This is a genomic window from Mycobacterium sp., assembly GCF_051006775.1.
GTDB lineage: Bacteria > Actinomycetota > Actinomycetes > Mycobacteriales > Mycobacteriaceae > Mycobacterium.
On sequence record NZ_JBPCSX010000043.1, the window covers coordinates 1 to 10,955 of the forward strand.

The 10,955-nt window shown below is 65.2% G+C and carries 12 protein-coding genes and 1 pseudogene; 4 read left to right on the forward strand and 9 right to left on the reverse strand.

Annotated features, from left to right (window positions below):
- Positions 1-718 (forward strand): alpha/beta fold hydrolase (locus ACR2JI_RS03045; RefSeq protein WP_526387899.1); only part of this gene is annotated, 718 nt, incomplete at its 5' end.
- Positions 719-756: 38 nt separating this feature from the next.
- On the opposite strand, the gene ACR2JI_RS03050 is transcribed toward ACR2JI_RS03045, so the two are convergent.
- From ACR2JI_RS03050 to ACR2JI_RS03060, 3 genes are all read right to left on the reverse strand, one after another.
- The gene (locus ACR2JI_RS03050; RefSeq protein ID WP_526387901.1) at positions 757-1,572 is read right to left on the reverse strand and encodes a hypothetical protein; all 816 of its coding nucleotides are present in this window, start codon (positions 1,570-1,572) and stop codon (positions 757-759) included.
- A gap of 72 nt (positions 1,573-1,644) precedes the next feature.
- Entirely contained in the window at positions 1,645-2,358 is a 714-nt protein-coding gene (locus tag ACR2JI_RS03055) for a hypothetical protein (RefSeq protein WP_526387903.1), read from the reverse strand.
- Between the two features lie 37 nt (positions 2,359-2,395).
- Positions 2,396-3,628: a hypothetical protein gene (locus tag ACR2JI_RS03060; RefSeq protein ID WP_526387905.1), complete on the reverse strand. Its 1,233-nt coding sequence runs from the start codon at positions 3,626-3,628 to the stop codon at positions 2,396-2,398.
- A 582-nt stretch (positions 3,629-4,210) separates the two neighbouring features.
- Between ACR2JI_RS03060 and ACR2JI_RS03065 the strand changes: the two genes are divergently transcribed.
- Both ACR2JI_RS03065 and ACR2JI_RS03070 read left to right on the forward strand, forming a co-directional pair.
- A complete protein-coding gene (locus ACR2JI_RS03065; RefSeq protein WP_526387907.1) occupies positions 4,211-5,200 on the forward strand; it encodes a 3-oxoacyl-ACP synthase III family protein in 990 nt (329 codons plus the stop codon).
- Positions 5,197-6,306 carry a sulfotransferase gene (locus ACR2JI_RS03070; RefSeq protein ID WP_526387909.1) on the forward strand — a complete coding sequence of 370 codons (1,110 nt, stop codon included), beginning with the start codon at positions 5,197-5,199 and terminating at the stop codon, positions 6,304-6,306. Before ACR2JI_RS03065 ends, ACR2JI_RS03070 begins: the two co-directional genes overlap by 4 nt.
- Positions 6,307-6,432: 126 nt before the next feature.
- Here the strand turns inward: ACR2JI_RS03070 and ACR2JI_RS03075 are convergent, their stop codons facing one another.
- Positions 6,433-6,984, reverse strand: coding sequence for a hypothetical protein (locus ACR2JI_RS03075; protein WP_526387921.1), 552 nt, complete (start codon positions 6,982-6,984; stop codon positions 6,433-6,435).
- Here ACR2JI_RS03075 and ACR2JI_RS03080 point away from each other — a divergent pair.
- A complete protein-coding gene (locus ACR2JI_RS03080; protein WP_526387911.1) occupies positions 6,892-7,926 on the forward strand; it encodes an ankyrin repeat domain-containing protein in 1,035 nt (344 codons plus the stop codon). The genes ACR2JI_RS03075 and ACR2JI_RS03080 overlap by 93 nt on opposite strands.
- Positions 7,927-8,040: 114 nt before the next feature.
- On the opposite strand, the gene ACR2JI_RS03085 is transcribed toward ACR2JI_RS03080, so the two are convergent.
- From ACR2JI_RS03085 to ACR2JI_RS03105, 5 genes and pseudogenes are all read right to left on the reverse strand, one after another.
- The gene (locus ACR2JI_RS03085) at positions 8,041-8,397 is read right to left on the reverse strand and encodes a PASTA domain-containing protein (protein WP_526387913.1); all 357 of its coding nucleotides are present in this window, start codon (positions 8,395-8,397) and stop codon (positions 8,041-8,043) included.
- A 93-nt stretch (positions 8,398-8,490) separates the two neighbouring features.
- Complete coding sequence (locus tag ACR2JI_RS03090; protein ID WP_526387915.1) at positions 8,491-9,279, reverse strand: DUF4344 domain-containing metallopeptidase; 789 nt, start codon at positions 9,277-9,279, stop codon at positions 8,491-8,493.
- Positions 9,280-9,692: 413 nt separating this feature from the next.
- On the reverse strand, positions 9,693-10,370 hold the full coding sequence (locus tag ACR2JI_RS03095) for a LuxR family transcriptional regulator (RefSeq protein ID WP_526387917.1): 678 nt from the start codon (positions 10,368-10,370) through the stop codon (positions 9,693-9,695).
- Positions 10,367-10,522: a hypothetical protein gene (locus ACR2JI_RS03100; RefSeq protein WP_526387919.1), complete on the reverse strand. Its 156-nt coding sequence runs from the start codon at positions 10,520-10,522 to the stop codon at positions 10,367-10,369. The genes ACR2JI_RS03095 and ACR2JI_RS03100 overlap by 4 nt, the downstream gene beginning before the upstream one ends.
- Positions 10,519-10,955: pseudogene (locus ACR2JI_RS03105) on the reverse strand (hypothetical protein); the annotation flags it as partial. The gene ACR2JI_RS03100 and the pseudogene ACR2JI_RS03105, both read right to left, overlap by 4 nt.

A 10,955-nucleotide genomic window follows, 5' to 3' on the forward strand; every position in this document is an offset into this window, starting at 1 on the left:
GTGGGATCCCCTGCTGATCGAAGAACTGGCCGAGAACCATCAGTTGATTGTCTTCGACAACCGGGGTGTCGGACTCTCCAGCGACACAAGCGCGAACAACACGACGATTCCGCAGATGGCCGATGACGCAGCGGGGCTGATCAAGGCCCTGGGGCTGAACAAACCCGACATCCTCGGCTGGTCGATGGGCGCGCGGATCGCCCAGCAATTGCTGATCCGGCACCCCGAGCTGGTGGACAAAGCGGTACTGGCTGCCGCCAATCCCGGTGGCAGCCAGGGTGTCCCCGCGGAGAAGGCGGTCGAGGACAAGCTCAACGATCCAAAAATCTCCGACGATCAGAAACTCGCCCTGTTGTTCCCGCCGGGGGACGGCGAAGAGGCTCTAGCGGAGGAGATCTACTCCCGGATCCTGGCGGCGGGCAAACAGGGATCGGCACCCGATGACTTCGCCGTCTCGAAAGAGACCGCCCTGCGACAAAACCGGGCCCGGACCACGCTGTGGGATGCCGATGAATCCAACTTCGCCAATCTGAAGAACATCACGAACCCGGTGCTGCTGACCGACGGGCGCGACGACGTCGTCGACAAGCCGGTCAACTCGGTGAACATCGCCCGCCAGATTCCGTTCTCCTGGCTGGCCTTCTTCGACGGGGGCCACGCGTTCCTGTTCCAGCAGCACGAGAAGTTCGCCGCGACGGTCGACGCCTTCCTCAAGTAAGCCGGCCTGGCCGCACCAACTTGAGCCGGACTGGTGCCTCAGGAGGTGCCGTTGCGGCCGCTCGTGCCGTTGGTTCCGCCCGGTCCTCCTGATCCCGCAGCACCACCGGTGCCCGGCGTGGGGGTTCCGCCCACAGCGTTGCCACCGTTGGCACCGTTCCCGCCGTTGGCGAACACGCCGGTGCCGTTTCCACCCTTGCCGCCGTCACCGCCGACAGAGACAAAACTGGCAATGGTCACGCCGGTCGCTCCCCGGGCATTGCCGCCCGCGCCGCCGTTGCCGCCCCTGCGGCCGCCGTCGGCTCCGGCACCGCCGGCACCGCCATTGGGCGAGCTCTCAGTGGCGGTACCGCCCACGCCGACCGTCGCGCTGCCGCCCGATCCGCCGGAACCGCCCCGGCCGGCACCGCGACCACCGACTCCGCCGGCGCCGCCGTCGGCCTGACCGTTGGAGGTGGTGGCGGCTCCACCGTCGCCACCGTTGCCGCCGTCACCCAAACGGCCACTGCCGCCGATACCCCCGGCCCCACCGGCAGTGACGAAGCCGTCTCCGAAAGTCTCGGCGTCGCCCCCGGCGCCGCCGCTACCGCCGTCGATCACTCCGGAAGCGCCGGCACCACCGACACCGCCATAGGCGTATCCCAAGACCAACACCGTGGCGTGCCCGCCACGGCCGCCCGCTCCGCCAGACATTCCGCCGATGCCGGCATCGCCTCCGGCGCCACCTTCGGCGTTGCTACCCTGGGATACCGCGGCTCCACCGTCACCGCCCGCGCCCCCGATGCCCATCACGCCCCAGCCGCCTCGGCCACCGTTACCGCCCTGGGCCTGCCCCGCCCGGACCATCGTGGCCATTCCGCCACTGCCGCCGGCGCCGCCGTTTCGACCACCGAAGCCGCCGTTACCGCCAGCCCCGGCGAAGGCGTTTCACTGCTGCGACAAGCTGTTTCCGCCGTCGCCGCCATCACCGCCAACTCCAAACAGGAAGCCGCCAGCGCCGCCGTTACCGCCACTCCCGGCCTGCGCGGTGACGCTCAGGACATCCGTTTCGGCACTGCCTCCGTTGCCGCCCCGGCCGCCGTTGCCCAGGAGTCCACCGTCGCCACCGTTGCCGCCGGTGCCGCCGGTGAGGTTGACGCTGACGTATGTCGTTGCGACACCACCGGTGCCGCCGTCGCCACCGTTGCCGAACAACAGCCCGGCTCGGCCACCGGCACCACCGGCGCCGTCGGCCACACCGGCTCCGCCGTCACCACCGTTGCCGAACCAGCGGGCCGAGCCACCGAAACCGCCGCCATATCCGTTGCCGCCGTTACCGATCAGCCCCGCGATGCCGCCATTGCACGGCCCGGTCGGGCAGGTGTCGGCCGTCCACGAGAAGCCGTTACCGATCAGCAAGCCGGCGTCCGGATTATCGGCGGTGCCGTTGCCCACGAACAACCGCAGGACCTGCCCGGGATACCAGCCGACCGCCGCCGCTGCGGCGGACCGCCCCGCGGCGAGGGGCGTCGCAATGGTCGCGGCAGACGTGTCTGCGTCCATGTCATCAGCCGACGCCACACCCATAGCCTGCGGCCCGGCCAGCGACAGCCCGATGGCGAACGCCGCCACCCCGATCCGCGCACCAAAAGATTCCGTCACGACAGTCCCCTAAGCCTTCTAGCCGGTCGAGAGTGCTCTAACGAGTTGCGGCGCCGGGGTTCCTGGCCACCTTGGCCGCAGTTGAGTTCGCCGCCTTCACGGCGCGGGCAGCGCGGGAGGCGCGGACCGCTTTAGCCGACGTGGCGGCCTCGGCAGAAACATTCGTGGCGGATGCCGGTGTAGACACCATGGCCGCGAACGGCGGGGGAACCGGCGGGACGTAGGGGGTCGGCTGCCATGGGGTCGGGATCTGATTGGCGAAGAACGGAAACCTCGACACCGGGAACGGGGGGATGTTTTGATCTGGTACCGCGGTGGCCAGAGCTCCGGCGAGGGCGTCCCGTAACTCGGTCACGTTCTGGCGGATGCTCGGCACCTCTTGGTATGCAGGCAATGACGGGTCCTGGTAGATCCGGCCGCCTCCGCCGATCGTCTGATCGATCAGGGCGTCCGGGATCGTCGGGTTGGGAAGATTCCAGTCCCCTTGGGTGCCGAGAAGCCCGACCACCAGCGAATTCCACGCGTTTTCAAGGTTGCCCGACTGGAACCCGTAGGCGATGTTCGCCACCACGTTGAACACCGCGTTGGTGACCACGGTGACATCGTCGGCGAGGTTGCGGATCGTCTTGGGGATCCATTCCGCGACGGCGGTCACCGCCGCGGCCGCGCGTGCGCCGACGCCGGCGATCGCGTACAGGCCTGCATTGAGCGTTTGGTACAGCGCGGCCTGGATCGGATTGAGAACTGCGCGCTTCGCCGTCTCCAGTGCTCCGACGAAGTTTCCGACGGACAGCTGCTGTGCCGCGTACCCGATGTTGGCCGGCAGCGCGTCCACCGCCCACGTCAGGATGCGCAGTGCGCCCGGGTAGACGGCCTGATACAGCGGAGGTTCATACGAATCGCGTTGGTCCGCGAACACGTAGTTGATGGCCTGGTTGACGTAGTCCGGCGCGTTCAGGAAGTACTGGGTCAGGATGGGAAAGCCGGCGGCCAGGAACTCCGGAACGATGCCGGCCCGGGTCAAGGTCGTCGGCGGATCCAGCAGCGGCGGCTCGGCGATCGAGAACAGGAAGTAATTCGTCTTCTGGATGGTGTCGTAAATCTCCAGCAACGGATTGACCAGTGCTGCGAGTTGTACTTCAGCATGGGCGGCGGCCCGGGTGGACGGCAGTTCGAGGCCGGTAGCCGTCACCCCGGCGACGCCGACGGTGGTCGCGGTGAGTATCGCGGCGATACCAAAGGTCAGCTGGGAACGTGCGGAGACAGTCATTTCGCTCTCTTCGTATCGGCGGCCGTCGCCGATGCTAACCCAACTTATCGGCGGACGAGATCCAAATTGCCGCGTTCCTGGCAACTAACTGTGATTGACAACATGGTGCGGCAATTTGCCGCTGGGGTGGTGAAAGACGTCGATCCCCTCTGAAAGTCAAGGGGCAATTGATGGCATTCCGCAGCGGTTCAACGGTGGTTCGCCAACCGCGGGTGCTGCTCGCGTGGAAGTTCCGCTTGCGGCGCCGGCCTATTCCGTGCCGCAAGCGACGACGACCGATGCCTTCCTTGGGGGCAACGGAAAATCCGGTTAGTGCCCGATGCATGGCGGATCGATAGCTGCCTGAGTTGGTTCCGGTGTCACACGTTGTCACCGGGATGTCTTCTCGTGAAGGTGCGTGCACCGCCATCGGGGTAGGGCCCCCGCCCGCCGATCCGGCGGAAAAAAGTCCGATGCTTTGATAATTTCTCGATCATCCCGTCCCGGGAGCGGTTTTCCGGGTTAAGCGGGGGTCGGACGCATGATTCAGGCGAAGAGGACCACGCAATGCTGCCACGCTTATTCTTTTCGCGGCCAGGGGTAGTGCTGCCGGAAACGGCGGTCGACAACGACGAGGCGCTGAGACGAGTTGAGGAATCGTTCCGCGGTTCGGCGGAGGAGTGGGAACTTCTCGATGCCGGAGTGCGGTACGTGTTTGAACGCTGCAATACCAGGGTCCGTTATTACGAGTCTGACGAGGAGATCGCCTCTCCTGGTGATTGGGCGTCCCGTGCGGCGTCGGCGTGTATGGCCGAGAACGGAATCACCGCAGGTGATCTGGACATGGTGGTCTACGGTGGTGTCGCCCGCGACGCGTTCGAGCCGGCAACGGCTGACGAGGTCGCCGGAAGGCTGGGCGCCACACCGGTGATCGCTTTGGACGTCACCTGTGCCTGCGCCGGACTCCTCGAGGCGTTACATGTGGTCGCGGGCTACTTTGCGCTGCACGACGAGATCAACACCGCTCTGATCTGCGCGGGGGAGGTCACCCGCGACCGCATCGCCTTCGACATGCAGACGGTCGAGGAAGTCATGGTCGGTGTCGCCGGCCTGACCATAGGTAACGGCGCGGCCGCACTGCTGGTGACCCGTACGCCGCTGCCACTGGGCGGCGCCCGACTGGAGCGGATCGTGCACAAGACATTGCCCGAGAATTGGGAGCTGTGCCGGGCCCCGGTCGACGGACACTTCATGTCGCAGTCCAAGGAACTGTTCGCGCTGTCGATCCACGTGGCGCCGCTGGTGCGCGAACTGCTGGCGAAGTCGGACTGGACACCCGAAGAGATCAACCACTACGCCTTCCACCAGCCGAGCGACGCCGTGCTGAAGAGGGTTTTCAAGGAACTCAACGCCAAGCCCGAAGCGGGCGTGTTGACCCACTCGCTCTACGGCAACACCGCCAGCACCGCGTGGGCATTCGCGCTGAACCACCGGATCAGGACGCTCGGGATCGCCAGCGGCGACAAGATCGTCATTGGAAGTGCGGCGGCGGGCTTCACCATGGTTGCTGCGTCCGCCGAATGGCAATCGTGAGTCTTCGTCGCTACGTCGACCTCTATCGGACCATCAACAAGTCGTTCGGTTTCAGAGCCCGACCGATCGGCGCCTTCCTTCTGCTGCAGCTGCGTCAATCGATCTCGGCCGTGACACTGGGGTTGGACCGGATCTTCTTCCCACGTTTCCGCGACGAACCCATCGACCGGCCGATCTTCATTGTCGGGAATCCGCGCAGTGGCACCACGTTCCTGCACCGGCTGCTGCTGGGCTCCGGCCCGCTGGCCGCCTTCGAACTGTGGGAGATGCTTTTCCCCGCCATCACGGCACGCAAGCTATTGGGGCGTGTAGTTCCGCGCCTCGACCGGCTCTCGCCCGCGCGTTACCATCCCTCGGACATCCATGACACCAACCTGCGCGGTATCGAGACCGATGACGTGCTGTGGTTTTTTCGAACGCTCGACGGGCCGTTCGCCTGGGCGTATTTCCTTGCCTGGCAAGACAACTGGGGTAGTGCGCTCTGTCGCCGTGAGATGGGCGTCGAGGGCGTCACCCAACGTGATCGTGACCGTTTCTTCGGTTACCACGAGGCATGCTGGCGCCGGAACCTTGCATACAAGCGGGCCGACCGCATCGTGGCCAAGACCAGTATGCTCACCTTTCGGCTGGATGAACTGCTCCATCGGTACCCCGACTGCAAACTGGTGTACATCATTCGCGATCCGGTCGAGGTGATCCCGTCGGGGATGTCACTGGTGTCCGGCGTGCTGGAGAACGGATACAACGTTTGGGAGCGCACCAGCGAAGAGGATCAGAAGCGTTGGGTGGAGAATCTGTACCAGGCATCCTGCGAGATGCTGCGGTGCTTTCACGATGATTACGTCAGCGGACGTATCCCGGAAAAGAACCTGTGCGTGGTTCGCTACACCGACCTGCTCGGCGACCTCGAGTCGACGATGAAGCGCATTCTCGACTTCATCGAGGTCGAGCCCAGTCCCGAATTCGTGGCCGAGGTCGCGGCCCAGGCCGAGAAGCAGCGTTCCTACACGAGCAAGCACCAGCACTCGCCGGAGAAGTTCAACCTAGATCCCCAGCGCATCCGGCGCGACCTGAGCTACATCTACGACACCTTCGGCCTGCCCTGAATCCTGCCCGGCGCAGACCGGCCAGCTCCTCCGCGCCGCGGGCCGTACAGGGCGGCCTGTCTGCTCTGTCTATCGGCGGGTTTGAAGCACGGCCATCTGCGGTCGTCGCGGTATGCTGGCCGCTGTTCAATTGCCCTTTTCGCAATCGGAGGCTGAACGCCAGCGAACGGATGTGGTCGCGTTTGGCGGGCCATGATCCGCCCAGTCAGGGTTCGAGTCCCTGTGGGGGCACGTGAAGCAGGAACCTGGTCTGTCCCGGAACACCAAAGTTCTCTGGACTCTGATCGCGATGGCGACAGTGGCCCTGGTGATCTCGACGGTCATCCTGATGATGCTGAACGGTTCCGGCGACTTCTCGACGGTGCCGAAAATCACCAAGGCAACCTCGAGCTCTTCCAGCGCAGTCGGCTCGTCGTCCGCGACATCGCCGTCGACCTCGGATACCACCGCCACCGACTCGCAGACATCGACCACGGAAAGTTCGGACGCACCGGCAGAGCCTGTGCCGTCGTCGGCCGCCCCGGCCGCCCCGGCGGATCCGCGTGGCACGGTCAGTTTCCATCCGACTCCGGGTGTGGGGTAGCGGTGCCTGCTGAGGATCCAGCAGAGCTTCACCGGCGTGCGCAGGCCTATAACTGGGATTCCGGCGTCGCGGGTGCACGTCACATCGCCCTGCATCCAGACTGCGATCGGGCGACCGCTCTACTGATGTACTGGCGGAGTTCTCCGCACTACTACCGCCGTTACGCCACCGTGGAGCAGGCTCCTGCGCGTGCCCGGGAAGCCACGGCCCTGCTCGGTGAGATCGAAAAGCGTTTGCTGTCAGACGATTTTCGCGCGCACACCGTGTTTTTCGACCCAGTCGATGACGAAGGCATCGATCGCACGCGGGCAACAGACGACGAGGAATCTCTCGCAGTCAGACCGATCCCCGGCGAGCTGTACCGGGCATGTGGCCCGAGACGTCAGGCATCGAGTTCGGTGTCGGTGGCGCAACGGCTCGAGCAGGGGTGCCGCTCCGGTGACACCGACGCGGTCACGGCGGCATTGGCCGACGGTGTCTGGGATCAACTGGAGGTGGGTGACCAGAGGGCCCTTCTGGTGACGGCCGTGGAGCTCGACCACATCGCGGTCACCGATGCCCTGCTTGCGAAGGGCATTTCACCCCGCTTCACGCATGGGCACCGAACCCTCCTCGACGATGCAATCAGTGTGGCGATGATCGATCTGTTGATCGCCCATGGAGCAGATCCGACAAAGGCGACGCTCGCCCTTTCGGTGGCCAAGGGTCCGCCGGTGGTCCGGCGCCTGGTGGAGGTCGGGGTTTCGATTGATGGCTTATCGCGATGGGGGGAGCCGGCCATCTACCGGGCTGCCGTGGACGGGCATGTCGAGGTTGTGTGGGCGCTGATCGAACTCGGCGCGAACCGCGACGTGCCCCGCGAGTCGGACGGGCGGACCGCAGTGCAGGCAGTCGACGAACGTCTCGCCGTCGTGGGCAGTTTTCTTGAGCACGACGCGCCCTATGACTGCCCGGAGCGCACCGAGTACGGCCGGCTGACATCGGCCCGAATCGCGCTCACCGGCGACAGGAAGACCGAGGATGCACGGTACTGGTGACGAGGGTGCCCTTCGGGCGGGTAATCCGCTGATCGGCCGGGGGCAGCGGATGTTGTGCCAGCCCGACGGCACCTGTCAGGCATCGTGCTGTGCGGCGACGCCTGGAGCCGCCGCTTACCGAACCTTGACGACCTTGAGGACAACCGGGGCGTCGGACTTCACGACTGTGCCTGCTCCCGGCACCATGCCCACCACCTTCCAATCCTTCGGTTCCAGCACCGTGCTGTATTTCGTGTTGGACGACGCCAGTTCCACTTTGGTGAGTCCAAGGTCTTCCAGCTGGGTCTTGACGGTCTCGGCGTTCTCGCCGTAGACATCGGGAAGTGTCACGTAGCCGACCGGCTTCGCCGGCGCAGTAGCTGACGTGGCCGAGGTGGGTGTGAGGGTAGCCGAGGGCTGCTCGGTAGTCGTCTCGCAGGCCATCGTCATGAGCGCGAACGCTGCCAGCAATGAAAGTTTTCCCCATTTCATAAGACGACAGCGTACTAAGCCGCGACCCGCGGACTCACGCGGTTGAAGCCGCTGATCGGCAACGTTTTCACGGATCATCGCTATGGCGCCCGATTACGCGGGCTTTTCGAAGGGCGCGAACAGCTCAGACCATGACCGGGCAAGCAGCTTGTACTCTTCCTCGCAGCCAGTCGATCGATTCTTGGGAAGCTCCCCGCTGGTGACCAGGCGGTCGAACTTCGCCGGATCCGAACCGTACATCCAGCACAGCATGTTGTACATGCGGGCTTGGTCCGGGGCGTGCTTGTCAGCTAAATCCTGTTCCGACAGATCTCCCTGGCTTTCGGCGTAATGCTCGAACATCCGGGCGTAATCGCGGACCGCTTCCTCGGCGCCAGGTTCTACGTTGCCGTTCTCATCGGGGGCGAGGAACAGATACACCACAAGCTGGTCGGCGGCGTCCTCCTCCTTACCGGTGATCGGCAATCCGCCGAAGTCGATCGCCGCGTGGGCGAGTTCGTGATACATCGTGGCCCTGGTGGCGTTGACCGCCGCCGGGATCGGATCGGTGTCGCCGGCCTCTTTGAAGGAACGCAAACTGAGGTTGGCGTCCTCGTAGCACATCGTGATCTTCTTCTCGGCGAAGCTCCAGAACGCGTTCGGCTCGCCGCACTGCGCCCCGACCAGGGCGATATCCTGCGGCAGCTTGAGGGTGCCATTGACCTTGTCGGCCAAGTTCTCGAGGAGATGCGTCCGCTTCATCATCGAGCGGCCGGCGATCGCCTGACCGCTAGAGGCATTCTCGTAAGTCGCCGTCATCTTCGGGTCGGGGGAGGCTGAGCCGCACCCCGAGGCCACGAACACCGCGATCGCGACGGTGCCGAGGGACGACCTCCCTCTCACCGGGAATCGGTTCAGTTGTCGCCCGGTTTGGCGGTGGGCGCCGGCTTCGCCTTCACTGGAGGCTTCGGATTGGGCGCATCGGCGTCCGAGTTCCCCTGCGGCCGTTTGGAGTCGACACTGTTCTGCACGGGTGCGGTCGGTGCCGGGGCTTGTTTGGCGCTGCAGCCGACGGTAAGCCCCATGCCGGTGCCGGCGAGGGCTAAACCTGCTACGGACAGCGCGAATCGGCGTTTCCAGCCAGAGTTCATCATGGCTGCTGTATACCAGAGGGCAGTGACCGGCGCAACGGGCTCGGGGCGGCCTCTGACCACCGTCAAGTGCATGTTTCAGGGCGATCGCGAATCAGCGCCCGGAACCAAAAGCCTCCGGGCCCGGCGTTCGCGACCTCCGCCAAGTGTCGGCCATCGTCTGCTCTACCCCGAACCGAGGCTGGAGTACTTCATCGCCCGATAGACGGCGACCGCCTCAGCGCGGGATCCGACGCCGAGTTTCCCGAACAGGTTGTGGACATGGTTCTTCACGGTGTGGATGGTGACGGATAGCCGGGATGCGATCTGCTGGTTGGACAGACCCGCGGTCAGCAGCTGCAGGATCTGGTGCTCGCGTTCGGTCAGCCCCGGATCCCTGGATTCCGGATTCTGTTGCCCGGCAAGGGCATACACCCGTCGCATCAGAATGGCCGATATGGCTGGCGAGCACGCCGATCTGTCGTGCGTGGTGGTGTCGCGGATGAGCGTCAGCAGATCGTCGAACGACTCGGACCGCAGGTGAAGACCGGCGACACCGGCCTCGGCACACGAGACGATGTCGGATTCCCGGTCTTCCGACAGGCCGATGACGATCACCCGGACGTCGGGTCCGATATCCAGACCGACCCGAAGCAGCGTGGCGCTGTCGGGTGTGGCGATGTTGAGCAGGAGCACATCCGGCACGCCGCGCTCCAGTTGGCGGAGCAGGGACGGAAGGTCCGCCGCGCCGTCGGCCTCGATGCCGTGCACCCCCAACGCCACCGAGAGGCATTCGCGGTTGAGTGCGGCGTCATCGCAAATCACCACGCGTAGCGCGTCGGACGTGCCGTTTCCCCGAGTCACTCCGGTGTGCTGTCCGCAGTCGTGTTCCGGGCCCGCTGCAGGATCGCCAGGGCGCCCAGAGCGGCGACCACCGCGACGCCACCGACCACCCACCAGAACCAGCCCTGGCCATCCGACCCGTTGGGTTGTTCCGTCTGCGCAGATGAGTTCAAGGGTGGATTGGGAACGGTGATCGGAGCCGCACCCGGGGCGGAGATAAGGGCACGCCCGTCCAATCACGCCCGTCCAATCCGGACCAGCTGCCGGGCTGGACGGCCAGAAAGCGCAACAGGTCATCAAGCTGTCCGGGCACACCCGTCGAGGTGGCGATCAGCAGCGTGCGTTGGCCGTCGAACACCGTCTGCAGCGAGCCGAAGCCGATCGCCGGGTCGAGGTCCACCGTTACCGCCTGGCCCTGGGCATCGACACCGCTCACCGTGACCTTGCCCCGATCGACGCTGAACGGCAACGCGATCGCTGTGTTGGTCCAGCCGTCAGCGGAGCCGTCGAAGTCGGCAACAACATCCTTGAGCATGCGGGTCACGGCAGGGACTTGCGGATCCGGATGGATCTCCGCGTGCTCGGCGGGAAGGTTCGCGTCGAATT

What these genes read in the sequence shown, in the direction of transcription:
- ACR2JI_RS03075 (WP_526387921.1), bottom strand. Translation starts at nt 6,984, where the DNA reads ATGCAGGGCGATGTGACGTGCACCCGCGACGCCGGAATCCCAGTTATA.
- ACR2JI_RS03085 (WP_526387913.1), bottom strand. Translation starts at nt 8,397, where the DNA reads ATGAAATGGGGAAAACTTTCATTGCTGGCAGCGTTCGCGCTCATGACG.
- ACR2JI_RS03060 (WP_526387905.1), bottom strand. Translation starts at nt 3,628, where the DNA reads ATGACTGTCTCCGCACGTTCCCAGCTGACCTTTGGTATCGCCGCGATA.
- ACR2JI_RS03050 (WP_526387901.1), bottom strand. Translation starts at nt 1,572, where the DNA reads ATGGCCACGATGGTCCGGGCGGGGCAGGCCCAGGGCGGTAACGGTGGC.